This window comes from Isoptericola cucumis (genome assembly GCF_014635665.1).
Lineage (GTDB): Bacteria > Actinomycetota > Actinomycetes > Actinomycetales > Cellulomonadaceae > Isoptericola > Isoptericola cucumis.
On record NZ_BMDG01000003.1, the window covers coordinates 43,185 to 68,062 of the forward strand.

General features: G+C 74.9%; 25 protein-coding genes. 16 read left to right on the top strand and 9 right to left on the bottom strand.

Translation table 11 applies throughout. The features are described 5' to 3' along the window. Positions 1 to 4: 4 nt before the first annotated feature. Entirely contained in the window at positions 5 to 883 is an 879-nt protein-coding gene (locus tag IEW03_RS04425; RefSeq protein ID WP_188522465.1) for a MurR/RpiR family transcriptional regulator, read from the bottom strand. Positions 884 to 1,077: 194 nt separating this feature from the next. On the opposite strand from IEW03_RS04425, the gene lplB reads away from it, so the two are divergent. The 7 genes from lplB (at position 1,078) to IEW03_RS04460 (ending at position 9,304) form a co-directional block, all read left to right on the top strand. Beyond that, positions 1,078 to 2,154, top strand: coding sequence for a lipoate-protein ligase small subunit (gene lplB, locus IEW03_RS04430; RefSeq protein ID WP_188522466.1), 1,077 nt, complete (start codon positions 1,078 to 1,080; stop codon positions 2,152 to 2,154). A 297-nt stretch (positions 2,155 to 2,451) separates the two neighbouring features. After that, the gene (locus tag IEW03_RS04435) at positions 2,452 to 3,744 is read left to right on the top strand and encodes a sugar ABC transporter substrate-binding protein (RefSeq protein ID WP_188522467.1); all 1,293 of its coding nucleotides are present in this window, start codon (positions 2,452 to 2,454) and stop codon (positions 3,742 to 3,744) included. Positions 3,745 to 3,747: 3 nt separating this feature from the next. Next, positions 3,748 to 4,719 carry a carbohydrate ABC transporter permease gene (locus tag IEW03_RS04440; protein ID WP_188522468.1) on the top strand — a complete coding sequence of 324 codons (972 nt, stop codon included), beginning with the start codon at positions 3,748 to 3,750 and terminating at the stop codon, positions 4,717 to 4,719. A gap of 86 nt (positions 4,720 to 4,805) precedes the next feature. After that, entirely contained in the window at positions 4,806 to 5,612 is an 807-nt protein-coding gene (locus tag IEW03_RS04445) for a carbohydrate ABC transporter permease (protein WP_229737626.1), read from the top strand. 1 nt (position 5,613) lies between these two features. Next, complete coding sequence (locus tag IEW03_RS04450) at positions 5,614 to 7,197, top strand: glycoside hydrolase family 3 N-terminal domain-containing protein (RefSeq protein ID WP_188522470.1); 1,584 nt, start codon at positions 5,614 to 5,616, stop codon at positions 7,195 to 7,197. Then, positions 7,194 to 8,267: an anhydro-N-acetylmuramic acid kinase gene (locus tag IEW03_RS04455; protein ID WP_188522471.1), complete on the top strand. Its 1,074-nt coding sequence runs from the start codon at positions 7,194 to 7,196 to the stop codon at positions 8,265 to 8,267. The genes IEW03_RS04450 and IEW03_RS04455 overlap by 4 nt, the downstream gene beginning before the upstream one ends. After that, positions 8,264 to 9,304 carry an N-acetylmuramic acid 6-phosphate etherase gene (locus IEW03_RS04460; protein WP_188522472.1) on the top strand — a complete coding sequence of 347 codons (1,041 nt, stop codon included), beginning with the start codon at positions 8,264 to 8,266 and terminating at the stop codon, positions 9,302 to 9,304. The genes IEW03_RS04455 and IEW03_RS04460 overlap by 4 nt, the downstream gene beginning before the upstream one ends. Positions 9,305 to 9,338: 34 nt before the next feature. Here the strand turns inward: IEW03_RS04460 and IEW03_RS04465 are convergent, their stop codons facing one another. After that, positions 9,339 to 10,100 (bottom strand): YggS family pyridoxal phosphate-dependent enzyme, encoded by a 762-nt coding sequence (locus IEW03_RS04465; RefSeq protein ID WP_188522473.1) that lies wholly within the window; start codon positions 10,098 to 10,100, stop codon positions 9,339 to 9,341. Positions 10,101 to 10,206: 106 nt separating this feature from the next. On the opposite strand from IEW03_RS04465, the gene IEW03_RS04470 reads away from it, so the two are divergent. Next, a complete protein-coding gene (locus IEW03_RS04470) occupies positions 10,207 to 10,608 on the top strand; it encodes a YccF domain-containing protein (RefSeq protein ID WP_188522474.1) in 402 nt (133 codons plus the stop codon). A 9-nt stretch (positions 10,609 to 10,617) separates the two neighbouring features. On the opposite strand, the gene ybaK is transcribed toward IEW03_RS04470, so the two are convergent. Beyond that, a complete protein-coding gene (gene ybaK / locus IEW03_RS04475; RefSeq protein ID WP_188522475.1) occupies positions 10,618 to 11,121 on the bottom strand; it encodes a Cys-tRNA(Pro) deacylase in 504 nt (167 codons plus the stop codon). 74 nt (positions 11,122 to 11,195) lie between these two features. On the opposite strand from ybaK, the gene IEW03_RS04480 reads away from it, so the two are divergent. After that, positions 11,196 to 11,951, top strand: coding sequence for a sulfite exporter TauE/SafE family protein (locus IEW03_RS04480; RefSeq protein WP_188522476.1), 756 nt, complete (start codon positions 11,196 to 11,198; stop codon positions 11,949 to 11,951). Positions 11,952 to 11,963: 12 nt separating this feature from the next. On the opposite strand, the gene IEW03_RS04485 is transcribed toward IEW03_RS04480, so the two are convergent. The 4 genes from IEW03_RS04485 to IEW03_RS04500 all read right to left on the bottom strand — a co-directional run bounded on the left by IEW03_RS04485 (position 11,964) and on the right by IEW03_RS04500 (position 17,206). Next, on the bottom strand, positions 11,964 to 12,440 hold the full coding sequence (locus IEW03_RS04485; protein WP_188522477.1) for a hypothetical protein: 477 nt from the start codon (positions 12,438 to 12,440) through the stop codon (positions 11,964 to 11,966). Positions 12,441 to 12,537: 97 nt separating this feature from the next. Continuing rightward, positions 12,538 to 15,306, bottom strand: a complete 2,769-nt coding sequence (locus tag IEW03_RS04490; protein WP_188522478.1) for a DEAD/DEAH box helicase — start codon at positions 15,304 to 15,306, stop codon at positions 12,538 to 12,540. A gap of 105 nt (positions 15,307 to 15,411) precedes the next feature. After that, positions 15,412 to 16,155: an aminoglycoside 3'-phosphotransferase gene (locus IEW03_RS04495; RefSeq protein WP_188522479.1), complete on the bottom strand. Its 744-nt coding sequence runs from the start codon at positions 16,153 to 16,155 to the stop codon at positions 15,412 to 15,414. A gap of 73 nt (positions 16,156 to 16,228) precedes the next feature. After that, entirely contained in the window at positions 16,229 to 17,206 is a 978-nt protein-coding gene (locus tag IEW03_RS04500; protein ID WP_188522480.1) for an EamA family transporter, read from the bottom strand. Between the two features lie 39 nt (positions 17,207 to 17,245). On the opposite strand from IEW03_RS04500, the gene IEW03_RS04505 reads away from it, so the two are divergent. From IEW03_RS04505 to IEW03_RS04515, 3 genes are all read left to right on the top strand, one after another. Further along, positions 17,246 to 17,791 (top strand): CGNR zinc finger domain-containing protein, encoded by a 546-nt coding sequence (locus tag IEW03_RS04505; protein ID WP_188522481.1) that lies wholly within the window; start codon positions 17,246 to 17,248, stop codon positions 17,789 to 17,791. Between the two features lie 135 nt (positions 17,792 to 17,926). Then, positions 17,927 to 18,379: a peptidoglycan-binding domain-containing protein gene (locus IEW03_RS04510; protein ID WP_188522482.1), complete on the top strand. Its 453-nt coding sequence runs from the start codon at positions 17,927 to 17,929 to the stop codon at positions 18,377 to 18,379. A gap of 90 nt (positions 18,380 to 18,469) precedes the next feature. After that, positions 18,470 to 19,339 (top strand): EamA family transporter, encoded by an 870-nt coding sequence (locus IEW03_RS04515; RefSeq protein ID WP_188522483.1) that lies wholly within the window; start codon positions 18,470 to 18,472, stop codon positions 19,337 to 19,339. 35 nt (positions 19,340 to 19,374) lie between these two features. Here IEW03_RS04515 and IEW03_RS04520 read toward each other — a convergent pair whose 3' ends face one another. Next, positions 19,375 to 20,310, bottom strand: coding sequence for a 3-methyladenine DNA glycosylase (locus IEW03_RS04520; RefSeq protein ID WP_371870591.1), 936 nt, complete (start codon positions 20,308 to 20,310; stop codon positions 19,375 to 19,377). A 61-nt stretch (positions 20,311 to 20,371) separates the two neighbouring features. Between IEW03_RS04520 and IEW03_RS04525 the strand changes: the two genes are divergently transcribed. After that, a complete protein-coding gene (locus IEW03_RS04525) occupies positions 20,372 to 21,232 on the top strand; it encodes a PhzF family phenazine biosynthesis protein (protein WP_188522484.1) in 861 nt (286 codons plus the stop codon). Here IEW03_RS04525 and IEW03_RS04530 read toward each other — a convergent pair. Beyond that, positions 21,210 to 22,451 carry a heparan-alpha-glucosaminide N-acetyltransferase domain-containing protein gene (locus IEW03_RS04530; RefSeq protein ID WP_188522485.1) on the bottom strand — a complete coding sequence of 414 codons (1,242 nt, stop codon included), beginning with the start codon at positions 22,449 to 22,451 and terminating at the stop codon, positions 21,210 to 21,212. The genes IEW03_RS04525 and IEW03_RS04530 overlap by 23 nt on opposite strands. Before the next feature lie 104 nt (positions 22,452 to 22,555). Here IEW03_RS04530 and IEW03_RS04535 point away from each other — a divergent pair, with 104 nt between their 5' ends. Genes IEW03_RS04535 through IEW03_RS04545 form a run of 3 tightly spaced genes read left to right on the top strand, consistent with a single transcriptional unit; the run spans position 22,556 to position 24,849 of the window. After that, on the top strand, positions 22,556 to 23,470 hold the full coding sequence (locus IEW03_RS04535) for a class I SAM-dependent methyltransferase (protein WP_188522486.1): 915 nt from the start codon (positions 22,556 to 22,558) through the stop codon (positions 23,468 to 23,470). A gap of 25 nt (positions 23,471 to 23,495) precedes the next feature. Beyond that, entirely contained in the window at positions 23,496 to 24,278 is a 783-nt protein-coding gene (locus tag IEW03_RS04540) for a fumarylacetoacetate hydrolase family protein (protein ID WP_188522487.1), read from the top strand. Between the two features lies 1 nt (position 24,279). Continuing rightward, on the top strand, positions 24,280 to 24,849 hold the full coding sequence (locus IEW03_RS04545; protein ID WP_188522488.1) for an NUDIX hydrolase: 570 nt from the start codon (positions 24,280 to 24,282) through the stop codon (positions 24,847 to 24,849). Positions 24,850 to 24,878: the final 29 nt, after the last annotated feature.

Consider the following 24,878-nt stretch of genomic DNA (forward strand, 5'->3'; position numbering starts at 1 on the left):
GGCGTCAGCGGGTGCGGGGGTGCAGCCGGTGCGCCTGCACGGCGTCGTAGGTCGCCTTGAGCGCGGCGCCGGTCGCGTCGTAACGCTGCTGCGCGACGCGCACGAAGAGGAAGTCGACCACGGCGAGCTGCGCGATGCGGCTGGACATCGCGCCGGAGCGGAACTGCGTCTCCCGGGCGGTCGTGGTGAGCACGACGTCGGCCGCCTCCGCCAGCGGTGACGCGGGGAAGTTGGTCACGGCGACGGTGGTGGCGCCTGCGTCGCGCGCGAGCGTCAGCGACTGGTACGCCTCGACGGTGCGCCCGGTGTGCGACACGGCCACGGCGACGCAGCCGGGGGACAGGAGCGCGGCGGAGGTGAGCTGCCCGTGGGGGTCCGTCGGGGCCGAGCACACGATGCCGATCCGCGACAGCTTCTGCTGCAGGTCCTGCGCGGTGAGCCCGCTGGAGCCGACGCCGTAGACGTCGACGCGCGGCGCGGCGGCGACCGCGGCCACCGCCCGCTCGAGGGCGTCGAGGTCGAGCATGCGGGCCGTCTCCTCGATCGTGCGCGCCTCGTGGAACGCGATCTTGGACACGACGTCGGTCGTGGTGTCGGTCTGGTTGATCTCGCCCTCGGCGATGCCGGAGCGCTCGAGCTCGACGGCCTGGCGGCTCGTGGCCTGGGCGAGGTCGATGCGGAACTCGGGGTAGCCCGCGTAGCCGACGGCCCGGCAGAAGCGCACGACCGTCGCCTGGGACGTGCCCGCCCGTGCGGCGAGCTCGGTGATGGTGGCGCCGACGACGCCGCTCGGGTCGTCGAGCACGACCTGGGCGATGCGGGCCTCCGCCGGGCGCAGCGTGGGCAGGGACTGGCGGAGGCGGACGAGCACGTCGCCGTTCATCCGGGGCTCCTCTCGGGAGGGGTCGAGTCGGCGCGACGGTGGTCGCCGGCACCAGCGCCACGCTCACCGCCCAGTGTGGCACTGAGTTTCCTGCCTGGGGCGAGCTGTCGAAGATCTCTCCCGAGGTGCTGCCCGGAGCCGGATTGTGACCGAGAGTACCGCGCGCCCCGCCGCCGCGCGGCTACGGTGGTCGGGTGCACGGTGAGTACAAGGTCCCTGGTGGCAAGCTCGTGGTGGTCGACGTCGAGACGAGCGACGACGTCCTGGCGCAGGTCCGCCTCAGCGGCGACTTCTTCCTGGAGCCCGACGACGCGCTCGAGGTGATCGACGAGGCCCTCGCCGGCACGCCGGTCGGCACGTCCACCGGCGAGCTCGCGCGCACGGTCGACGAGGCGCTCCGCGAGGCGGAGAGCAGCGGCCGCGTGACCGGGCCCGTCGCGATGGTCGGGTTCGACGCGTGGGCGGTGGCCGTGGCCGTGCGCCGGGCGCTCGGGCTGGCCACGACGTGGACCGACCACACGTTCGAGGTGCTGCGTCCCGGGCCGCTGCCCCCGGCCACGCTCGCCGCGCTCGACCAGGTTCTCACCGAGGAGCTCGCGGCGGGCCGCCGCGGGCCGACGCTGCGCTTCTGGGACTGGGACGAGCGGGCCGTGTTCATCGGGTCGTTCCAGTCGCTGTCGAACGAGGTGGACCCGGCCGGCGTCCGCAAGCACGACGTCACCGTGGTGCGGCGCATCTCCGGCGGGGGCGCGATGTTCATGGAGGCGGGCAACTGCGTGACGTTCTCGCTCGTGGTGCCGTCCTCCCTGGTGGACGGGATGTCGTTCGAACAGTCCTACGCCTTCCTCGACCAGTGGGTGCTCGGCGCCCTGGCGGACGTCGGCGTCGAGGCGTACTTCTCCGGCATGAACGACGTCGCGTCCCCGGCGGGCAAGCTCGCGGGCTCGGCGCAGAAGCGCCTCGCGGGCGGCGCGGTCCTGCACCACATGACCATGGCGTACGACATCGACAACGCCAAGATGCTCGAGGTGCTGCGGATCGGCCGGGAGAAGCTCTCGGACAAGGGCACCCGGAGCGCCAACAAGCGGGTCGACCCGCTGCGCTCGCAGACCGGCCTGTCGCGCGAGGCGATCCTCGACGCGTTCGAGGCGCACTTCAAGAGCATCTACGCGACGACCGACTCCGCCCTGCGCCCCGAGGAGCTCGCCCGCGCGGACGAGCTGGTGCGGACCAAGTTCGCGAGCCCCGCCTGGATCAACCGGGTGCCCTGAGCGCGTCCCTGCCCGCCCGGCGCCGCGGCACGACACGTCACCATCGGGTCACGACCTGGTGGGCGCGCTTCCGTTACCCTCCTCACGTCAGTATTCTTCGTCGAACAGCAAGCGGCCGGAACTTCCTTTCAGCCGCCCGCTGACCGGCGGTGCTGCCGGTGGTGCGGAACGACCCGCACCGTCGACGACGACGGGGTCAGGCCGACGACGAGGTCACGGCACGGCTGCGAGGGGACGACGGCGCCTGCGGCGCCGGGACGAGCACGGCGGCCGAGAGCTGCCCAAGGAGGGACAAGGATGCGGGCACGGACCTGGAGCCGGACGACCACGGCGGTGGCCACGACGGCGCTGGTGGCGCTCGGCGTGACCGCGTGCGGCGGGTCGGGCGACGACGGAGGCGGCGACGCCGACTCGCTCGACGTCTGGATCATGCAGGGCACCAACCCGAGCGCGGACGCGTTCTTCGACGAGGTGGGCGCCGCGTTCAAGGAGCAGACGGGCGCCGACCTCAACGTCGAGTTCATCGAGTGGGCCGACGCGCACGACCGGTTCGTCACGGCGATCGCGGGCGGCACCACGCCGGACGTCGCCGAGACCGGCACGACCTGGACGGCCGAGTTCGCCGACGCGGGCGCGCTCGCGCCCCTCGACGAGTACGTGGCGGCTGCCGGCCTGGACGACGACCTGGTCGAGGGCCTCGTCGAGGCGGGGACGTTCGAGGACGAGCTGTACGGCATGCCCTGGTACGCCGGGGTCCGCTCGCTGGTCTACAACACGGAGATCTTCGAGAAGGCCGGCGTCGAGCCGCCCACCACGTGGGCCGAGATCGAGCAGGCCGCGAAGAAGATCAAGGCGACGTCTCCCGACGTGATCCCCGTGGCGGTCCCCGGCGACGCCGAGTTCACGGTGTACCCGTGGGTCTGGGGCGCCGGGGGAGAGGTCGCGACGCAGGACGGCGGCACCTGGACCTCCGGCCTGCACAGCCCCGAGGCACAGGAGGGCATCTCCTTCTGGACGGGCCTCGCGGAGCAGGGCTACTCGTCCGCGGGCGCCACGACCTGGCGCGAGACGGACGTGCTCGACGCCTTCGCCAAGGGCGACGTCGGGATGGCGGTCATGGGGTCCTGGACCCCGGGCGCCATCGTCGAGGCGAACGCGGACATGGAGGGCAAGTTCGCCGCCGTGCCCATCCCGGGCAAGGAGGGCGGGATGTCCCCGTCGGTGCTGGGCGGCTCGCACCTGAGCATGTTCTCCACCGCCGACGACCAGGACCTCGCCTTCGAGTTCGTCGAGCTCATGACGACCGGCGAGTTCGCGACGACGTGGGGCGAGCAGGCCGGGTACTTCCCGGGCCAGACGTCGCTGCTGGACGAGACGCTGGCCAGCACCGACCCGCTGGTCGCGCCGTTCGCCAAGCAGTTCGTCGAGGCCGGCGCGTCCCCGCCCGTGTCGCCGAACTACGGCGACGTCCAGGCCAAGCTCACGACGAGCACGATGATGCAGTCGATCCTGTCCGGCTCCGAGGACGTGGCCACCGCGAGCTCGAAGGCCGCCCAGGAGATGACCTCGCTCCTCAACAGCGACAACTGACGCATGACGAGCACGCTCCCCGTCGCGGCACCCGCCGGCCCCGATCGCGTTCCCGGGGCCGGCGGGCGCCGCCCGCCCGGCAGGTCCCTCATGGCGCGCGTGCGCCCGTGGATGCTGCTCACCCCCGCCCTCGCGGTGCTCGCGGTGCTGCTGCTGTGGCCCCTGGTCCAGGTCGCGCTGTTCTCCGTGCAGGACTACGGGCTGCGCGAGATCGTCTCGGGCGAGCCGAACTGGATCGGCCTCGGCAACTTCGTGGAGATCTTCACCTCGGAGCAGCTGTGGGCCGTCGTCCTGCCGAACACGGTCGTCTTCGCGGTCCTGTCGGTCGGCTGCACCGTCGTCTTCGGCACGGCCGTCGCCGTGCTCCTCGCGTCGCTCGGGCGCCTCTGGCGCACCGTCGTCTCGAGCGCGATCATGGCGGCCTGGGCGATGCCCGCCGTCACCGGCACCTACGTGTGGGTGTGGATCTTCGACGCCGACCGCGGCGTCTTCAACCACGTCATGCAGGCGCTGGGCCTCCAGGACGCGCCGGTGAACTGGTTCACCGACCGCTGGTCGTTCTACGCGATCGTGCTGCTCAACGTGGTGCACCACGGCTTCCCGTTCGTGGCCGTCACCGTGCTCGCGGGGCTGCTGGGCGTGCCGAAGGAGCTGCTCGAGGCCGCCGAGATCGACGGCGCCGGGCCCTGGCGGCGGTTCTTCTCCGTGATCGTGCCCCAGCTGCGGCAGATCTTCGCCGTCGTGATCATCCTGTCGACGATCTGGGACTTCAAGGTCTTCGCGCAGATCTACCTCATGCCCGGCGGCGCCGGCAGCAACCGCGAGGTGCTCAACCTCGGCGTGTGGTCGTACACCGAGTCGTTCGGGCAGAACCGCTACGGCTTCGGGTCCGCCATCGCCGTGCTGCTGACGGTGCTGCTGCTCGTCATCACGGTCATGTACGTGCGGACCATCCTGAAGGAGGAGGAGCTGTGAGCACCGCGACCACCACCGCTCCCGCGCCCGTCACGCGCCGCCCGGCCCCGCCGCCGCGGCGCGGGTCCCGCCGGCCGTCCCCGGCGGTGCGCGCCGGCAAGGCCGTCGCCGTCGTCGCGCTGCTGGTCTTCACGCTCTTCCCCGTGTACTGGATGCTGGTCAGCGCCTTCGACGCCAAGGCCGGGCTGGGCACGTCCTTCGTGCCGGCCAGCCCGACGCTCGAGCACTTCAGGTTCGTGCTGTCGGACGGCGGCTTCGACGTCTTCCTGCGCAACTCGTTGCTCGTCGCGCTCGCCACCGTCCTCGCCTCCTCGCTGCTGGCGCTGCTCGCGTCGGTCGCGGTGGCGCGGTTCCGGTTCTGGGGGCGCGCGCAGGTGCTGATGCTGGTGCTCGTGGTGCAGATGGTGCCCCTCGAGGCCCTCGTCATCCCGCTGTTCGTGCAGGTGCGCGACCTGCAGCTGCTCGGCACCCTCACCGGTCTGGTCGTCGTCTACGTGGCCCTGGCGCTGCCGTTCGGCATCTGGATGCTGCGCGGCTTCGTGGCGGCCGTCCCGGTCGAGCTGGAGGAGGCCGCCTACCTCGACGGGGCCACCTGGGGGCGCATGTTCCGGTCCGTCCTGCTGCCGCTCGTGGCCCCGGGCCTGGTGGCGACGAGCATCTTCAGCTTCATCACCGCCTGGAACGAGTTCGTCTTCGCGATGACGCTGCTCGGCGGGGAGACGCAGAACTACACCGTCGCGATCGGTCTGCGCTCCTTCTTCGGCCAGCACTCCAACGACTGGGGGGCGATCATGGCGGCGTCCACGATCATCACGCTGCCCGTGATGATCTTCTTCATCCTCGTGCAGCGACGGCTCGCCGGCGGTCTGACCGCGGGCGCGGTGAAGGGCTGACGTGGCCGCCGACGACGCGGTGACCCGCGCGGTCCTCGGGGTGCTGCTGCCCGGGTTCACCGGCACGAGCGTCCCGGGCTGGCTGCGGGACGCCGCCCGCCAGGGGCTCGCCGGCGTGGTCCTGTTCGGGCAGAACACCCCCGACCTGGCCACGACGACGGACCTCACCACGGCCCTGCACGAGCTGGCGCCGGGCCTCCTCGTCGCGGTCGACGAGGAGGGCGGCGACGTCTCCCGCCTCGAGGCCCGGCGCGGGTCGTCGCTCCCGGGGTCGGCAGCGCTCGGGCTGCTCGACGACGAGCGGGCCACCCACGAGGCCGGCGAGGCGCTCGGGCGGCTGCTCGCGGCCGTCGGTGTCGACCTGGACCTCGCGCCCGTCCTCGACGTCAACCGGCCCGAGAACCCGGTGATCGGGGTGCGCGCGTTCGGGAGCTCGCCGTGGCTCGTCGCCCGGCACGGGGTCGCGTTCGCCCGTGGCCTGCACCGCGGCGGCGTCGCGGCCTGCGCCAAGCACTTCCCCGGGCACGGTTCGACCACCACGGACTCCCACCTGGAGCTGCCCGTCGTGGACGCGAGCCTCGACGAGCTGCGCCGCCGCGACCTCGCGCCGTTCGTCGCCGCCCTCGCGCCGGACGCGGACGGCGGCCCGGGGCTGGACGCCCTCATGACGGCGCACGTCCTGGTCCCGGCGCTCGGGCCGGCGCCCGCGTCGCTCGAGCCCGCCGTCGTCGCGCTGGCTCGCGAGCTCGGGTTCGCCGGGCCCGTGATCACCGACGCGCTCGACATGCGCGCGGTCTCCGACGGCGCGGACGTCGGCGAGGCCGCCGTGCGGGCCGTCGAGGCCGGGGCCGACCTGCTGTGCCTCGGCACGACCCAGGGGCGCGACGACGGCGCGCTGCTCCGCGGCGCGGCGCAGGCGCTGGAGGCCGCGGTGCACGGCGGGCGGGTGCCGCTCGAGCGGCTCACGCGGTCGGCGGCCCGCACCGCGGCCCTGGTCGAGCGCGTGCGGACGCGTCGCGCGCGGGCGGGGGTCGAGACGGGGCCGGCCGCCGCGCAGCGCGCGCAGCACGAGCTCGCCGACCTGGGCGCGGCGCTGGCCCGGTCCGCCGTCCGCCCGGCCGGAGCCGCGCTCCCGGCTCTGGACGGCGGCCCCGACGTCGTGGACCTGCGCCTGCGCCTCGACCACGCCGCCGGCCGCACCGCGCAGCACGTGCAGCGCGCCCTGACCGAGAGGTGGCCGTCCGCCGTCGTGCACCCCGCGCTCGACGACGACGCGTTCGCCGGGCTGCTCGCGACCCTGGCGCCCCAGGACGTCCCCGCGCCCCGGCCGCTGGTCGTGGTGACGCGGGAGCCGGCACCCGGGACCGCCGAGCGCGACCGGCTGGAACGGCTGTGCGCCGCCCGCCCCGGCCTCGCCGTCGTGCACACCGGCGTCCCGGCGGGCGAGCGGTGGTTCGCCGACCTGCCCGGAGGCCCGCCCGCCGTCGTGCTGGCCTGCGGCACCGGGCGGGCGAACGCCGAGGCCGCCGTCCGGCTCCTCGCCGCCGGCTGGGACGACCCCCCGACCGACCGGAGCGCGCCGTGATCGTCATCGGGCTCTCGTCGTCCGCCGCCGTCGACGTCATCGACGCCGCCGCGGCGGACCTCGACCTGCGCGCCGACGGCACGCTGCACCTGCGCCCGCTGGGCCACGCGGCGTACGCATGGCCCGACATGCTGCGGCGCCGCGTCCTCGCGGCGCTGCCGCCCGCCTCGGTCGACATGGGCGAGGTCTGCGCCCTGGACACGCTCGTCGGCCAGGAGCTCGGGGCGGCCGCACGTCGCGCCGTCGACGACCTGGCGGGCGGCGACGCCGACCTCGTCGCCTCGCACGGGCAGACCCTGCACCACTGGGTGGTCGGCGGCCGGGCCCGCGGGACGCTGCAGCTGGGCAGCGCCGCCTGGATCGCCGAGCGGGCCCGGCGGCCCGTCGTCAGCGACCTGCGGGCGGCCGACGTGGCCGCCGGCGGTCAGGGGGCACCGCTGGTGAGCCTGCTGGACGTGCTCTGGCTGGGCGCGGAGCCCGGCTCCGGCGCGCGGCCCACCGTCGCGCTGACGCTCGACGCCGACGCGAGCGCCACGCTCGTGGGAGCGGTCGGGGACCCGGTGCTGACCTGGGACGCCGGCCCCGGGACCCGGCTCGTCGACGATGCCGTGCAGCAGCCCGGCGCCGGGCCGGAGGACGTCGAGGCGGCTGCCGAGCTCACCGCCGTCACCATCGCGCGCTCCCTCGCGGCGCACGCGCCCGCCGGCGGGGTCGAGCGGGTGGTGATCTCGGGCGCCGGCGCCCGCAGCCTGGTGCTGCGCGACCGGCTGGCCGCGCACCTGCCGCCCGGCACGTCGCTGGTGGCGGCCGACGAGCTGGGGCTGCCGTCGGACGCCAAGGAGGCCTACCTCTTCGCCCTGCTGGGCTTCCTGGGCGTGCACGGGGTGCCCGGCACGGCGCCCGGTCCGCAGCGCCGGCAGGCGACGGGCGCACGTCGCCCCGTCGTCCTCGGCTCCCTCACGCCCCCGACCCCGTTGCCGGTCCCGGCCGTGCGCACCCCCGTGCGCCGGCTCGTGCTCTCGACAGCGCCCCAGGCCCTGCTCACGTCCCCGAGAGGAAGTCAACGATGACGACCGTGTCCGCAGTGCCCTCCGAGCCGCCGGAGCCGCCGGAGTCCGCCGAGCCGGAGGGCACCCGCTCGCCCGGGGCCCCACCGGACGGGACCGACGACGGCCGGGCCGATCGAGAGAGCCTGCTCTCCGTCGCGCGGCTCGTGTCGCCGACCGAGGAGCGCAACCCCCGCACCACCGACCTCGACCTGCTCCCGTCCGCCGACGTCGTGCGGCTGATCATGGAGGAGGACGCCGGGGTGGCGAGCGTCGTGCGGGCCGAGCGCTTCCGCGTGACGCAGGCGGTCGAGCTCGCGGTGGCCGCGATCCGGGCGGGCGGCCGGGTGCACTACGTCGGGGCCGGCACGTCCGGGCGGCTGGGCGTCCTGGACGCCGTCGAGCTGGCCCCGACCTACGGCGTCGGCAGCGAGTGGTTCGACGCCCACCTCGCGGGCGGCCCGGACGCGATGACGGTCTCGGTCGAGGGTGCGGAGGACGACGCCGCGACCGGCCGCCGGGACCTCGACCACGTCGGCCCGCACGACCTCGTCGTCGGGCTGGCCGCGAGCGGCCGCACCCCCTACGTGGGTGGTGCGCTCGAGCTGGCGCGCGAGCGCGGGGCGCGCACGGCGCTGGTGAGCGCCAACCCGTCGGCGCCGCTGGCGGTCGGCGTGGACGTGGCGATCCTCCTGGACACCGGCCCGGAGGCGATCACCGGCTCCACCCGGATGAAGGCCGCCACCGCGCAGAAGATCGTGCTCAACACGTTCTCCACCGCGACGATGGTGCGGCTCGGCAAGACCTACTCCAACCTCATGGTCGACGTGCGGGCCACCAACGCGAAGCTGCGTGCCCGCCTCGTGCGGCTGCTCAGCCAGGCGACGGGGCTCGAGCCGGAGGTCTGCGCGCCCGTCCTGGCCGAGGCCGGGGGAGAGGTGCAGGTCGCGCTCGTCATGCTCCTCGCGGGCGTGGACGTCGCGGCCGCGCGCCGGTCCATGGCGGGGGACGGGGGCGTGCGCGGTGCGCTCGCCCGGCTCGGCGCGGCCCCCGCGAGGTAGCCCGGCCGCGGCGGGGTCGTGCGCGGGAGGCGCCCTACCCCGCGGGAGTGGGGCGGGCGCCGAAGACGGCGGTGCCGACGCGGACGATCGTCGCGCCTTCGGCGACCGCGAGCTCCAGGTCGCCCGTCATCCCCATCGACAGCTCGCGCGCGTCGGCGGTGCCGGGGGAACCGCTCGCCAGCACCTCGTCGCGCACGCCCCGCAGGCGCGCGAAGCCGGCCCGGACCACGGCGTCGTCGTCCGAGCGGGCGCCGATGGTCATGAACCCCGTCAGGCGCAGGCCCGCCAGGCCCGCCACCCGGGTGGCGAAGACCGCGGCGTCCTCGGGGGGCACGCCCGACTTGCTCTCCTCGCCCGAGACGTTGACCTGCACCATCACGTCGAGCGTGCGGCCGTCGCGCTCGGCCCGGGCGGCCAGGGCCGTGGCGAGCGCGAGCGAGTCGACCGACTCGACGCACGTCGCGGTGGCGAGCACCTGGTTGGCCTTGTTGCGCTGCAGGTGCCCGATCATGTGGACGCCGAGCCGGCCCGCGGCCACCAGGTCGGCCAGGGCGGGTGCCTTGGCGACCAGCTCCTGCACCCGGTTCTCGCCGACGAGCACCGGGCGCCCGTCGCCGGCCCGGTCCGCCGCCGCCAGCGCGGCCTCGACGCCCGCGAGCACCGCGGGGGCGTCCTGCGTCTTGGTCGCGAGCAGGACGCGGACGTCGTGCGGGTCGCGACCGGCGGCCTCGGCGGCGGCGGCGGCGCGCTCGTGGACGGCGGCCAGGCGTGCGGGGATCCCGGGACTGCTGGGCATGCGTGCAGTCTACGGACCCGCGGCCCGGCGCAGGGGCCGGGTCTCGGGGTCCGCACCCGGGGCATCCCCGATGCCCCGGACGTGGCGCCGATGGGAGGATCGGGGCGTGAAGGCGCTGCTCAACATCATCTGGCTCATCTTCGGCGGCCTGTGGCTCGCGCTCGGCTACGCCGCGGCGGGGATCCTGTGCTGCATCACGATCGTCGCGATCCCGTGGGGCATCGCGTCGTTCCGCATCGCGGGCTACGCGCTGTGGCCGTTCGGGCGCACGGTCGTCGACAAGCCGGGCGCCGGCGGCTGGTCCGTGCTCGGCAACGTCATCTGGATCGTCTTCGCCGGCATCTGGCTCACCATCGGGCACATCACCACGGCGATCGCGCAGGCGATCACCATCATCGGCATCCCGCTCGCGATCGCGAACGTCAAGATGATCCCGATCTCGCTGCTCCCGCTCGGCAAGGACATCGTGCCGAGCGACGCCCGGTTCCCCACCTACCAGCGCGCCTGACGGTCGGCGTCAGCGGGCGATCGGCGCCGTGCGGCCGTCGGTGAGGCGCAACAGGTCGGCCGGGGCGAGCGCGACGTCGAGGCCGCGCCGTCCGCCCGAGACGTACACCCGGTCCAGGGCGTCGGCCGTGGCGTCCAGCACCGTCGGGTGCCGGTGCTTCTGCCCCAGCGGCGAGATCCCGCCCACCACGTAGCCGGTCGCGCGCTGCGCGGCGCCCGGGTCGGCCATCGTCGCCCGCTTGCCGCCGACGGCGCGTGCCAGGGCCTTGAGGTCGAGCGACCGGTCCACGGGCACGACGGCGACCACCAGGGCGCCGTCGACCTCGGCCATCAGCGTCTTGAACACGTGCGCGGGGTCGGCGCCGATCGCGGCCGCGGCCCCGAGACCGTAGCTCAGCCCCGACGCCGCGTCGTGGGTGTAGGCGTGCAGCTCGTAGGGCACGCCCGCCCGGTCGAGGGCCACCACGGCGGGCGTCCCGTGCGTCGTCCTGCGCGCCGCGTCCTTCTTCGCCACGCCGCGATTGTGCCTGACCCCGGCCCGGCCGTCAGCGGAGTTCCGGCTCGTGGCCGGTCGCGTACCGTAGGCAGGTGCTCGCCCTCCTCGTCGTCGCCATCCTCGTCGGCGGGTCTCTCCAGCGGGTCACGGGCATGGGGTTCGGGCTCGTCGCCGGGCCGTTCATCGTGCTCATCGTGGGGCCGCTCGAAGGCGTCCTCTTCGTCAACCTCTCGGGCGCGATCGCGTCCACGCTCATCCTGGGCCGGGTCGTCCGTGACGTCGACTGGCGGAAGTACGCGTGGCTGGCGTCGACGTCGGTGCTCACCACGATCCCCGCCGCCCTGCTGCTGCGCGACGCGAGCACCGCCGCGCTGGAGATCACCGTGGGTGCCGTCGTCGTCGCCGCGATGACGCTCGCCGTCATCACCTCCCGGCTGCGCGCCGAGGGGAAGCACCCGCTGCGGTCGGGGTCGCGGTGGCCGCTGGTGGTCACCGGCACGACCAGCGGTTTCGGCAGTGTCGCCGCCGGCATCGGCGGGCCGCCGCTCGCGATCTACTCCGTGCTCAGCGGCTGGGACCCGCGCCGGTTCGCCGCGACGGCGCAGCCGTACTTCGCGACCAACGCGCTGGCGGCGCTCGTCGCTAAGCTCACCCTCACCGACGCGGCGTTCCCCGCCTTCGCGTGGTGGCAGTGGGCCGTGGTCATGGCCGCCATCCTCGTCGGCCTGGTCATCGGGGACCTGGTCGCGCCGCGGGTGTCCGCGGCCGCGATGCGCCGCGGGCTCATCGTCCTTGCCTACGTGGGCGGGGTCGCGACGCTGGTCCGGGGGCTCGCCGAGCTGACGTGACCCGCGGCCCCGTCAGACGCGGTCGTCGGGGTCCGCGCGGTGCTCGGGCGTGTGGCCCGGCGTGCGGGGCGTATGACCGGGCGCGCGGCCGGGCGGCTCGTCGGCCGAGGCCGGGCCGGCGGTGCGACCGGGGTCCAGCTCGTCCGCGCGCCGCAGCCGCTCGTCGATCGCGGCGCGGTCCTCGCCGAGGGCCGCGTCCCGTGCCCGCGCCTCCTCCTGGAGGCGCGCCGCCTCGGCGGCCCTCCGGTCGGCCTCGGCCTGAGACATGCGGGCCTCGGCGTCGAGCTTCGCGGCCGACGCCTCGTGCTCCTGGACGGCGATGCGGTCGTGCTCGGCCTCCCGGCGCAGCCGGGCCGCCTCCTCGCGCTCGGCAGCGAGCCGGCGTTCCCGGGCGGCGCGGGAGCGACGCGCGAGGAGCCACCCGAGGAGCACGAGCAGCAGCAGGACGACGATCGCGACGATGATCCAGACGGTGGTCGTGGTCTCCATGTCGGGCTCCTGACGTGACGGGGTGCCGGGACCGGCGCCCTGAACCGATCACACGGCCGTCGCCCGATGCCCGCAACCGCTCGGCCGGCCGGGCGGGTCAGAGGCGGCCGACGTCGACGATCGTGAGCGACACCGCCCCGGCCTCGTCGCTGGCCGCGAGGTCCACCAGCGCGGTGACGGCGCGGTCGTGGTCGCCGTCGGTGTCGTCGAGCACCTGCCGCACCCACCACGTGCCGGGCTGCACGACGCCGTGCTCGCCGTCGTCGGCGCCGCGGGTGGTCGCCCCGGCGGGCAGCTCGGCCCCCGGCTCGAGGACCGTCAGCAGCGCCGCGGACCTGGCCTCCGGGCCGATGCCGATGGCGTCGTCGCCCTGGGCCTCGAACAGCTCCTCCAGGGCGTCCGCCCACGCGTCGCCGTCCCAGCCGGCCGCCCCGTCGAGACGCTCCAGGGCGTCGTAGTCCTCGCGGGCGGCGAGCTCGACCCGGCGGAACATCGCGTTGCGCACCAGGCGGCGGAAGGCGCGCGGGTTGCCGGTGACCGGCCGGGCGGGGGCCTCGGCGCCGGCCTCCGCCAGCTCACCCTCCACGACGGTGTCGGCGTCGTCGTCCACCGGGTTCTGCAGCCGCTCCCACTCGTCGAGCAGGGAGGAGTCGACGCCGCGCACCAGCTCGCCCAGCCACTCGACGACCTCCGCGACCTCCTCGGTGCGGTGCTCCTCGGGCACCACCTGGCGCATGGCCCGGTACGCGTCGGCGAGGTAGCGCAGCACGACACCCTCGGTGCGCTCCAGCCCGTACACGGAGACCAGCTCGGTGAACGTCATCGCCTGCTCGAGCATGTCCCGCACGACGGACTTCGGCGCGAGCTCGGCGCCGGCGACCCACGGGTTGGTGCGCTTGTACGCGTCGAAGGCCGGCTCGAGCAGGTCGGCCAGCGGGCGCGGCCACGTGACCTCCTCCAGCGCCTCCATGCGCTCCTCGTACTCCATGCCCTCCGCCTTCATGGCCGCGACGGCCTCGCCCTTCGCCTTGTTCTGCTGGGCGTAGAGGATCTGGCGGGGGTCGTCGAGGGTCGCCTCGATGACGGACACGACGTCCAGGACGTGCGTGGGGGACTCGACGTCGAGCAGGTCCATCGCCGCGAGCGCGAAGGGCGACAGGGGAGCGTTGAGCGCGAAGTCGCGCGGCAGGTCCACCACCAGCCGCACGCTCGGCCGGTAGCCCGCCGGCCGCGACGGGTCGGGCACGCGGACCTTCTCCACGACTCCGGCCAGCCGCAGGGAGCGGTAGATGCGGAACGTCTGGCGCACGTGCGCGGACTTCTGCGCGTCGGTGTCGTGGTTCGCGGTGAGCAGGTGGCGCATCGCCTCGATCGGGTCGGCGGCCTGACCCGTCGAGGCGCTCGAGCTCGCGCGGGCGAGCACGTTGAGCACCATCGCGTGGTTGACCCGGAACTGGCTGGACAGGGGCTCGGGGTCGGCGTCGCGCAGGCGCTCGAACGTGGAGTCCGTCCAGTTCACGGCGCCCGACGGCGCCTTCTTGCGCACGATCTTCTTCAGCTTCTTCGGGTCGTCCCCGGCCTTCGCGACCGCCTTGCGGTTCTCGATGACGTGCTCGGGGGCCATGACCAGGACCTCGCCGACCGTGTCGTAGCCGGCGCGCCCGGCCCGCCCGGAGATCTGGTGGAACTCGCGCGCCGTGAGGTGGCGCATCCGCTCGCCGTCGAACTTCACCAGCGACGTCAGCAGCACGGTGCGGATCGGCACGTTGATGCCGACGCCGAGCGTGTCGGTGCCGCACACGACCTTGAGCAGGCCCTTCTGCGTGAGCCGCTCCACGAGGCGCCGGTACTTGGGCAGCATCCCCGCGTGGTGGACGCCCACGCCGGCGCGCAGGAACTTGCTGAGCGTCTTGCCGAACCCCGTGCCGAACCGGAACGCGCCGATCTCCGCCGCGATGCCGGCCTTCTCGTCCTTCGACGCCAGCGGCGTCGACAGCAGCGCCTGCGCCCGCTCGACGGCGTCCTTCTGCGTGAAGTGCACGACGTACACCGGGGCCCGGTGCGTGCTCACGAGCTCCGCGATGACCTCGTTCAGCGGCTCCAGGACGTAGGAGAACGTCAGCGGCACCGGCCGCTCGGCCCCCGCGACCTCGGCGACGGGACGGCCGGTGCGCTCCGTGACGTCCTCGCGCAGCCGCGTCGTGTCGCCGAGCGTCGCCGACATCAGCAGGAACTGCGTGTGCGGCATCTCCAGCAGCGGGACCTGCCACGCCCAGCCGCGCTGCGGGTCGCCGTAGAAGTGGAACTCGTCCATGACGACCTGGGTGATCGCGTCGTCGGCGCGGGACCCGTCGGGCCCGGCCGCGTCGGAGCCGTCGGTGCCGGAGCCGCGCAGGGCGAGGTTCGCGAGGATCTCCGCGGTGCAGCAGATGATCGGGGCGTCCGCGTTCACGGCGGAGTCACCCGTCATCATGCCGACGTTGCGAGAGCCGAACGCGGCGACGAGGTCGAAGAACTTCTCGCTCACCAGCGCCTTGAGCGGCGCGGTGTAGAACGTGCGGCCGCCGAGCCCGGAGCGGCGCGCGGCCAGCGCGGCGAACTGCGCGCCCATCGCGACCATCGACTTGCCCGAGCCGGTGGGGGTGGCCAGCACGACGTGCGAGCCCGTCATGATCTCGAGCAGCGCCTCCTCCTGGTGCGGGTACAGGTCGCGGCCGGTCGACGACGCCCACTCGCCGAAGCTCTCGAAGAGCACGTCGGGGTCGGGAGCACCTCCGGTCGGGGCCGGCAGGTGCGGCAGGAGGGTCCCGGCGGGGCGGGGCGCGGGGGTGGTCTCGGCGACGTGGGCGGAGGTCGGGGAAGTCATGGTCGGGCCAGTCTTCCAGGCCGCGCCCGGAAACAACGAGCGTGCTGGCTTGTTCCTCATGTCGGCCGGATGCGGAACAAGTCAGCACGCACGTTGCCGTGGGTCTCAGCCGAGGTCCCAGAGGTGGCGGTAGAAAGCGATCCGCCCGGCGTCGGGCGCGATGCCGTAGGCGTCGAAGAACGCGGGCTCGTACCCGTCGCCGTAGTTCCACTCCAGGCTGTAGCTCGCGACGGCGAGGTCGGCCCACCGGTCGGCGACGCCCAGGGCGTCCAGGTCCACGTGCGCGGCCCACGAGCCGTCGTCGGCCACCAGGGTGTTGGGCGCGCAGGGGTCGCCGTGGCACACGACGAGGCGGTCGACGGGCGGCAGCTCGCCGACCTCCCGGCGGGTGTCCGGGGACAGGCGGGCCACGCGGTCGCGGATCGACCAGGTGAACGGGCAGTCGCCGGTGGGCAGGGCGTCGTGCATCGCGCGCAGGCCGGCCCCGACGGCGCGCGCCGCGGCCTCGGGCCGTGCCCGCCAGTACGGGTCGACGGCGGACCGGCCGGCGAGGGCGGCCGTCACCAGCCAGGCGCCGGACGCGTCGTGTCCCTGCGCGAGCACCCGCGGGACGGGCGTGTACCGGCCGGCCCACGCGAGCCGCTCGGCCTCGGCGCCGAGGTCGAGCTCCGGCGTCCCGGCGGGGACCCACTTGACGAAGCGGCCGTCGCCGGAGCCGGTGAGCCGGAACGTCAGGCCGCCCAGCTCGTTGCGCCACACCGGCACGACCTCGTCGCCCGCGGCGAGCTCGCGGACCGCGTCGGGCACGGCGACGGGTGCGGTGGGGATCTGGGCGATCACGCGCGACATGCGGGCATCGTCGCATCTCCGGGGTGTCGGGGTCCCGCGCTCTCGGCCCGGCAGGATCGGCCGGACCGGGGTGTCAGTCCGGTGCGGCGACGGGCTCGACCGTCCCGCGCGGGGCCGCCCGCCGGGTCGCGGCCTCGCCCTGCTGCACCACGACGACGCCGGTCAGCAGCACGAGCCCGCCGAGCAGCTGGACCGGGCTCGGCAGCTCGCCGAGCAGGAGCCAGGCGAAGAAGACGGCGCTCACCACCTCGAGCAGCCCGACGAACGACGACGGGCGGGCGCCCAGCCGTCGGCCGGCCCCGACGCCGGTGACGTAGGCGACGCCGGCCGTCACCACGCCGAGCACCGCGAGCACGAGCCACGTGGGCACGACCGCGCCCGCCAGGTCGACCGGGTCGGCGGACGCCGTCACCGGCATGACGCCCACGGCGGCCAGGAGCCCGAGGACGGCGGCCCCCACGACGAGGCCGCCCGCGGCGAGGCTCAGCGGCGGCAGCCCGGTGTGGGCGCGGGCGTTGAGGAGGAAGTAGGCGGAGACCCCGACCATCGCGCCGAGCGCCCACGCCACGCCGACCGGGTCGAGCCGCGCCCCGGTGAGGTCGAGGACGAGCACCAGGCCGACGGCCGCGAGCGCGATCCCGGCGACCGTGGTCCGCCCCGGGCGCTGGCCGTGCCGCAGCCAGAGCCACGTGACGACGGCGGCGGGCGACGAGTACTCGATGAGCAGCGCCGGGCCGACCTGCATGTGCTGCACGGCCGCGAAGTAGCAGAACTGCGTGGCGGCGACGCCGAGCGCGCCGTAGACGAGCAGGAGGCGCACGTTGCGCCGCACGGGCCCCCAGTCGCCGCGGAGGGCGACGACGCCGAACGGCAGCACGACGAGCGCCCCGATCCCGACGCGGACGAGCACGACCGCCCCGGGGCTCCAGCCGGTGGCGAAGAGCCCGGCGGCGAACGGGCCGGAGAGGCTGAAGGTCACGGCCGAGACCGCGGCCAGGATCAGCCCGGTCCCCAGGGCGGACCGTGAGGTGTCATGTGCCACGTCGCTCATGGGTCATGACGCTAGGTCCGTCTCATGTAACGTGTCAACATGGTCTTCGCGCATGACACCGAGAGCTCGCTGCTGGCCGCGGTGGACCTCGTCAACGCCGAGGAGCCGCCGTCCACGATGACGACGGTCGCCGAACTGGAGGCGTTCTACGCCCGCCACGGGTACACCGGCCGCCTCGACGGGACCGACCACGAGCTCGCGCGCGTGCGGGCGCTGGCACCGCGGCTGCGCCGGCTCCTCCTGGCGGACCGGGACCACGCGCCCGGGCTGGTCAACGAGCTGCTCGCCCAGGAGCACGCCGTCCCCCGGCTGGTGCGGCACGCGGGCCAGGACTGGCACCTGCACGCCGTCGCCGCCGACGCGCCGCTGGACACCCGCATCGTCGTCGAGACCGCGATGGCGATGATCGACGTCGTGCGCGCCGACGAGCACTCGCGGCTCGCGGTCTGCGCCGACGCGGACTGCGACGGCCTCGTGCTCGACCTGTCCCGCAACCGCTCGCGGCGCTACTGCTCGGTGGCGTGCACCAACCGCAACGCCCAGGCGGCGCTGCGCGCCCGCCGCGCGGGGGCGGCCGCGGGCTGAGCCCGCACCCCGCCGGCACCTGCTCGCACCGCCCGGACGTATCTGCGACCGGGGCCGGGCGCTCCCTCGCAGGCGAGGACGCCGGGTCCCGCGGACCGAGACTCGTCCGGCCCGGCGCCGTGAAGGAGACCACCCATGTCCGTCACGACCGACAAGGCCCTCGACCCGTGGCCGATCGTCAAGAGCGGTGCCCGCTTCCACCCGGTGGCGTCCGTGCAGCACCTGCTGAACGAGCACGGGCACGACCTCGAGGTGGACGCGTCGTTCGGCCCGCTCACCGAGGCCGCGGTGCGGGCCGCGCAGCGCGACTTCGGCCTCGAGGCGGACGGCGTCGTCGGCCCGCTCACCTGGCAGGCGATCGTCGTGACCGTGCGGCACGGCAGCCGCGGCCACGCCGTGCGCGGCGCGCAGCAGGAGCTCGACACCCGCGACGGGTTCGACGTCGTCGTGGACGGGGTCTTCGGGCCCCGGACCGAGCGCGCCGTGCGCGCGTTCCAGTCCGCGCTGTCCGCGTTCGGCGTCGAGGTCGACGGGATCGCCGGGCCGGTGACCTGGCGGGCGATGGTCAGCGGCATGGTCTCCCACTGACGGCGGCCCGCCGACGCGGCTGGGCAGACCCGGCTGGGCAGGCCCGGCCGCAAGCCCGGGCGCTCGGACCAGGAGTAACGTCCACGCTCGATGACCGCCACCGCCACCGCCCTCGTGCTCGTCGCGGCGGTGCTCCACGCGGTGTGGAACGTCGCCGCGAAGCGCGTCGAGGGCGGGTCGCGGGTCTTCGTGTGGTGCTACGCGACGGCGGGCGCCCTGCTCTGGCTGCCCGTCGGGCTGGTGCTCCTGGCGCGCGACGGCTGGCAGGACGTGCCGCAGCTCCTGCTCGCCTCGGCCGTCTCGGGCCTCCTGCACAACGTGTACGGGATCGTGCTCAACACCGGGTACGCCCGGGCGGACCTGAGCGTCGTGTACCCCACGGCCCGCGGAGCCGGGCCCCTCATCACCATGGGCGTCGCGCTCCTCGTGCTGGGCGAGCACGTCGAGCCGCACCACGTCGCGGGCGGCCTCGTCGTCGTCGCGGGCGTGGCGGTCGTCGCCGGCGCGGGCGCCCCGAAGCTCGTGGCCGACCGCGGCGGCGCCGGCCTCCGCTGGGGCGTCTACACCGGCGCCACCATCGCGGCCTACACGCTGTGGGACGGCTTCGCCGTGACGACGCTCGGCCTCGACCCCGTCGTCTACTTCGCGTTCTTCGCCGCCTGGCAGTCCATCACTCTCACGCCGGTGCTCGGGGGACGTGCCCGCCGCGCCGAGGCCCGCGACATGGTCCGCCGCCACCTGAGGGAGATCGTCCTCATCGGCGTGCTCTCCCCGCTGGCGTACATCCTGGTGCTGGTCGCGATGCAGACGGCGCCGATCGCCCTGGTGGCCCCCGCCCGCGAGTCGAGCATCGTCGTCGGGACGCTGCTCGCGTGGTGGCTGTTCAAGGAGCCCCGGCCGGCCGCGAAGATCGCCGGGTCGGTGGTCGTCGTCGCGGGCATCGCCCTGCTCTCGGTCTGACGTCCTCGGCCCGGCGCTCGCGGGCCGACGCCGGTCTACGGCGCGGGCGGCAGCAGGGCGTCGCAGACGTCCAGGAGCCGGGCCCGCAGCCCCTGGCCGCGCTCGGCGAAGGCGCGCTGGCGGCGGACGTATTCCGCCTTGCCGTCGGGCGTCTCGATCGGCACGGCCTCGACGCCGTAGGCGGACACGTCGTACGGCGCGGCCGCCATGTCCGTGTACCGGACGTCGCGCGCCAGCTCGAACGAGTCGAGCAGCAGGTCGCCCGGGACGGCGGGCCCGAGCTTCTGGGCCCACTTGTACAGGTCCATGGTGGCGTGCAGGCAGCCCGGCTGCTCCATCGCGGGCTGGCGCTCGCGGGTGGGCCGCAGCTGGTTGCGCTCGCGGGCCTCGGGGGTGAAGAAGCGGAACGCGTCGAAGTGCGAGCAGCCGATGCGGTGCGACTCGACGACGGCGTCCGTGCCCTCGTGGCCGAGCCGCAGCGGCAGCGGGTGGCGGTGGTCGCGCCCCGCCGCCCGGTCCCGGTAGACCATCGCCCACTCGTGCAGCCCGAAGCAGCCGAACGTGCCCGGCCGCGACGCCGTGGCGCCGACCAGGGCGCGCACGTACCGCACGGTGTCCCCGCGGTCCGCGAGGAACGCGTCCGCGTCGAGCGTGGCGCCCGTGCCGCCGCCGGGCAGCGCGACCTCGCGGTACCAGCGCCACCCGGCGTGCTCGGCGGCGTCGGCGAGGACGACGCCCGCCCCGGGGTGCCAGCGGCGCAGGTGCGACACGCGGGTCGGGTAGTAGGTGAACAGGAAGTCCTCGATCGCGTGCGCCTCGCCCCGGTCGCGGGCGTCGCGCCAGACGGCCGTCAGGGCGTCGGCACGCTCCGCGTGGGCGGCCGCCGTCGGCCCCCAGGCGCTCGCGGGCACCGCCGCGTCGCCCGCTGCGCGGGGCGCGCGGCGGGTCGTCGGGGACGCGGGGGAGGGCACCGTCCCAGGGTACGAGCCGCGCGCCGGGCCGGTGGCCGCGGACGGGGCTAGCGTGTGCGACATGCCGCACACGCTCGGGCTCCGCCAGGTCGACGTCTTCGCCTCCGGTCCGTTGACCGGCAACCCGGTCGCCGTCGTGCACGACGCCGACGACCTCACCGACGACCGGATGGCGGCCTTCGCCCGGTGGACCAACCTGTCGGAGACGACGTTCCTGCTCGCGCCCACCCACGCGCGCGCGGACTACCGCGTACGGATCTGGACGCCCGGCGGCGAGCTGCCGTTCGCCGGCCACCCCACGCTCGGCACGGCGCACGCGTGGCTCGAGGCCGGCGGCGTGCCCCGCACGGAGGGCGCCGTCGTGCAGGAGTGCGGGGTCGGGAACGTGACCCTCCGGCGCGGCGCCCCCGGCAGGCCCGACGACGGCCGGCTCGCCTTCGCCGGACCGCCGCTGCTGCGCTCCGGGTCGGTGGCGCCCGAGGACCTGGCGCACCTCGCGCGCGCCCTGCGCGTCCCGGTGAGCGACGTCGTCGACGCGGCCTGGGTGGACAACGGGCCGGGCTGGGTCGCGGCGCTGCTGCCGGACGCGGCCGCGGTGCTGGCGGTGGAGCCCGACCTCGCCGCCTTCGGCGACCTCAAGATCGGCGTCGTCGGGCCGTACGAGCCGGGGGAGTCGGACGCGGCCGTCGAGGTGCGCGCGTTCGTGCCCGGCCTCGGCGTGGCGGAGGACCCGGTCACGGGCAGCCTCAACGCCGGGATCGGCGAGTGGCTCGCCGGGCCGGTCCTGCCGGAGTCGTACGTCGCGTCGCAGGGCACGGTCCTCGGCCGGCGCGGGCGGGTCCACGTGCGTCGTGACACGGACGGCGTCGTGTGGGTCGGCGGGGACACGGTGACCACGATCAGCGGGTCGGTGACGCTCTGACGTCCTCTGCCCGGTCGGCCGCCCGGTCGGCTGCGTGGTCGGCCACCGACCCGAGCAGCCGCTCGAGGGGCCCGCGCCCGAGCAGGAACCGCCACGCCGTCGCCGCGACGAGGGTCACGACCACCAGGAGCACGAGCGGCCCGTTCGTGGTCGACTCGAGCAGGTCCCAGCGCCAGATGGCGACGATCTGCAGCGAGTAGACGGTCAGGGCCATGGCGCCGGTCGCCGCGAGCGGCGCGAGCACCCACCGTCCGACCCGCCCCACGTACAGGCACAGCCCCACGACGGCGACGGCGAAGCCGCCGGAGCCGACGACCTCGAACGTCGTGTCGTGGTGCGGGCCCGCCAGCGCGAGGTACGCCGCCGCGGGCCACGGGTCGTCCCAGCCGTAGGGCGTCGTGGTGAGCAGGCTGGACGTGGTGGTGACCTGCAGGTCGATCGCCTCGGCCCCGCCCGCCGCGGCGACGAGCCGCTCGGACACGATCCCCGCGACGGCCACGGCGGCGAGCCCGCCGACCAGCAGCCCGCGCCGCAGCCGGGGCGAGCGCAGGTCGCAGCGGCCGATCGCCATGCCCGCCAGCACGTACGCCATCCAGACCACGGCCGGGTAGTGGCCGGTGAGCACGAAGTCGGTCACGGAGCCCGACCCGTCGCGCGGCAGCCGCAGGCCCGCGCGGGCGAGCACCTCCGGGCCCCAGTGCGCGAGCACCGGCCCGACGAGGGCGATCGTGGTGGCGAGCGCCGCGAGCCGCGGTGGGCGCCAGCGCAGGAACGGCAGCGCGAGCACGAAGTAGGCGGCGTAGAAGCCGAGGATCAGCGCGACCCGCGTCCCGAGCAGGTCGAGCAGCGCGACGAGCCCGAGCAAGAGCGCGGCCCGCACCAGCAGCCGGGTGCGCGCGCGGGTCAGGGCGGCGCCGGTCGCGGGCCGGGTGCCGCCGGAGACGATCGCGATCGAGACCCCCGCGACCAGCGCGAACAGGATGGACGAGCGGCCGTGCGCGATCGACAGCCAGCCGGACAGGGTGCCCAGGTCGTCGGAGGTGACGCCGACGTGCGCGGTGAACATGCCGAGGACGGCGATCCCGCGGGCGACGTCGATGCCGGGCACGCGGCCGGGCCCGCCGGTGAGGTTCGCGGTGTGGCGGCGCCACCAGCCGCCCGCCGGCGTGGGCGGAGCGGTCGGGGCGGGGTCCGCGACGGGTCCCCGGGGCGCGCCCATGGCGCCAAGGATGCCACCCGGAGCCGTCCCACGGCAGGCCGCGCGTCGTCCGCAGGGTGAGAACCCGCCGGTGGGGAGGCGTCCGGGTCACTACCGTGGGGCCCATGAGCGACCAGCCCTCGGCGTCCGCCCCCGACCTGACCGGTTCGGAGTTCGCCGGCGCCGATCTCAACGACGCGATCGAGGCCCCCAGCACCCACCACACGGTGCCCAGCAAGGAGTCGGAGTCGTACACGCACGGCCACCACGAGTCCGTGCTGCGCTCCCACCGCAGCCGCACCGTGCAGAACTCGGCGGGCTTCCTCATGCCGCACCTGCGCGACGACATGTCCCTGCTCGACGTCGGTTGCGGCCCGGGCACGGTCACCGCCGACTTCGCCCGGATCCTGGCCGGCGGCGACGTGGTCGGCGTCGACGCGTCCGAGAACGTCCTCGACGCGGCGCGCGAGCACGCCGCGGCGCTCGGCTACGCCAACGTCCGCTTCGAGCAGGCCAACGCCTACGAGCTGCCCTTCGACGACGACGTGTTCGACGTCGTCTACGCCCACCAGCTGCTGCAGCACCTGTCCGACCCGGTCGCGGCGCTGCGCGAGATGAAGCGGGTCGCCAAGCCCGGCGGGCTGGTCGCCGTGCGCGACGCCGACTACGCGGCGATGGCCTGGTACCCGGAGTCGAACGGCCTCGAGGAGTGGAACACCCTCTACCACGAGGTCACGCACGCCTACGGCTTCGAGCCCGACGCCGGACGCCGGCTCATGTCCTGGGTGCAGGAGGCGGGCCTCGGGGGCATCGTGCCGTCGGCGTCGTCCTGGTGCTACGCCACGCCCACCGACCGGCAGTGGTGGGGCGAGCTGTGGGCCGAGCGCTGCGTGGAGTCCAACTTCGCGGTCCAGGCCAAGGAGTCCGGCCTGGCGGACGACGTGGCGCTCGAGCAGATCGCGCAGGACTGGCAGGCCTGGGCGCAGGCGCCCGACGGCTGGTTCGCCATCCTGCACGGCGAGGTGCTCGCCCGCGCGTGAACCGTCGCGCCAGTACGCTGGGCGCGTGCGCATCGCGAGATTCACCACCGGAGACGACCCCCGCTTCGCCCTGGTCCAGGCCGAGGGCGACAAGACCTTCCTCGCCGTGCTGGGCGGTGACCCGCTGTCCATGCCGGCGATGCCGACGGGGGAGCGGATCGAGCTCGGCGACGGCGTGCGGCTGCTGGCGCCGGTCATCCCGCGCTCCAAGGTGGTCGCGGTGGGCAAGAACTACGCCGACCACGCGAAGGAGATGGGCGGCGAGGTGCCGGCCACGCCGCTGCTGTTCTTCAAGCCGAACACGTCCGTCGTCGGCCCGGACGACCCGGTCGTCCTCCCCGAGTTCACGCGCGAGGTCAGCTACGAGGCCGAGCTCGCCGTCGTGATCTCCAAGGTGTGCAAGGACGTCGAGCCCGAGAACGCCCGGTCGTACGTGCTGGGCTACACCGTCGCGAACGACGTGACCGCGCGTGACGCCCAGCGCACCGACGGCCAGTGGGCGCGGGCCAAGGGCTTCGACACCTCCTGCCCGCTGGGGCCGTGGATCGACACCGACCTCGACCCGGAGGACGTCGGCGTGCGCAGCTACGTCAACGGGGAGCTCAAGCAGGACGGCCGCACCGCGGACATGGTCTTCGACGTCCCGTTCCTCGTGTCGTACATCAGCAAGGCGATGACCCTGCTGCCGGGCGACGTGATCCTCACCGGCACCCCCGCCGGCGTCGGGCGCATCGACCACGGCGACCGCGTCGAGTGCGAGGTCGAGGGGATCGGCACGCTCGCCAACCCCGTGTTCCGCCGCGACTGACGTGACGGACCTGCGAGCCGACGCCCGGTCCGTGCTCCGGCGGGCGGCGCCGGCCACGGAGCACCAGCGGGCCCTGCGCGACCGGTTCGTCACGCACCTCGACGACCACCCGGACGGCGCGTGGCGCACCTGCCGGCCGGACCACCTCACCGCGTCGACGGTCGTGCTCTCCGCGGACGGCGCCCACGTGCTGCTCACCCTGCACGCCAAGGCACGCCGGTGGTTCCAGCTCGGCGGCCACCTCGAACCGGGGGACCGCACGCTGGCGGGTGCCGCCCGGCGGGAGGCGGTGGAGGAGTCGGGGATCGACGTCGAGCTCGATCCCGTCCCGGTGCACCTCGACGAGCACGCGGTGCCGTTCTGCGGTCCTGACGCCGAGGCGCACCATCTGGACGTGCGCTTCGTCGCCGTCGCCGCCGACGGCGCCCGACCCGCGGCGAGCGACGAGTCCCTCGAGCTGCGCTGGTGGCCCGTCGCCGACCTGCCGAACCCGGACCTGGCGGAGCCGGTGGCGCTCGCCGTCGCTCGCGTGGGCGCCCGACAGGGGCTCGCCGACCGCGGCTCGCGGTAGCGGTCCCCGCCGATGCCGGCCGGGGCCCG

Bases quoted from the DNA above. Each gene is read 5' to 3' on its own strand.
- IEW03_RS04535 (WP_188522486.1), top strand. From the start codon at position 22,556: ATGAGCGACCAGCCCTCGGCGTCCGCCCCCGACCTGACCGGTTCGGAG.
- IEW03_RS04490 (WP_188522478.1), bottom strand. From the start codon at position 15,306: ATGACTTCCCCGACCTCCGCCCACGTCGCCGAGACCACCCCCGCGCCC.
- IEW03_RS04495 (WP_188522479.1), bottom strand. From the start codon at position 16,155: ATGTCGCGCGTGATCGCCCAGATCCCCACCGCACCCGTCGCCGTGCCC.
- IEW03_RS04440 (WP_188522468.1), top strand. From the start codon at position 3,748: ATGACGAGCACGCTCCCCGTCGCGGCACCCGCCGGCCCCGATCGCGTT.
- IEW03_RS04505 (WP_188522481.1), top strand. From the start codon at position 17,246: ATGGTCTTCGCGCATGACACCGAGAGCTCGCTGCTGGCCGCGGTGGAC.
- IEW03_RS04500 (WP_188522480.1), bottom strand. From the start codon at position 17,206: ATGAGCGACGTGGCACATGACACCTCACGGTCCGCCCTGGGGACCGGG.
- IEW03_RS04465 (WP_188522473.1), bottom strand. From the start codon at position 10,100: ATGCCCAGCAGTCCCGGGATCCCCGCACGCCTGGCCGCCGTCCACGAG.
- IEW03_RS04510 (WP_188522482.1), top strand. From the start codon at position 17,927: ATGTCCGTCACGACCGACAAGGCCCTCGACCCGTGGCCGATCGTCAAG.
- IEW03_RS04530 (WP_188522485.1), bottom strand. From the start codon at position 22,451: ATGGGCGCGCCCCGGGGACCCGTCGCGGACCCCGCCCCGACCGCTCCG.
- IEW03_RS04515 (WP_188522483.1), top strand. From the start codon at position 18,470: ATGACCGCCACCGCCACCGCCCTCGTGCTCGTCGCGGCGGTGCTCCAC.
- IEW03_RS04485 (WP_188522477.1), bottom strand. From the start codon at position 12,440: ATGGAGACCACGACCACCGTCTGGATCATCGTCGCGATCGTCGTCCTG.
- IEW03_RS04525 (WP_188522484.1), top strand. From the start codon at position 20,372: ATGCCGCACACGCTCGGGCTCCGCCAGGTCGACGTCTTCGCCTCCGGT.
- IEW03_RS04425 (WP_188522465.1), bottom strand. From the start codon at position 883: ATGAACGGCGACGTGCTCGTCCGCCTCCGCCAGTCCCTGCCCACGCTG.
- IEW03_RS04435 (WP_188522467.1), top strand. From the start codon at position 2,452: ATGCGGGCACGGACCTGGAGCCGGACGACCACGGCGGTGGCCACGACG.
- IEW03_RS04460 (WP_188522472.1), top strand. From the start codon at position 8,264: ATGACGACCGTGTCCGCAGTGCCCTCCGAGCCGCCGGAGCCGCCGGAG.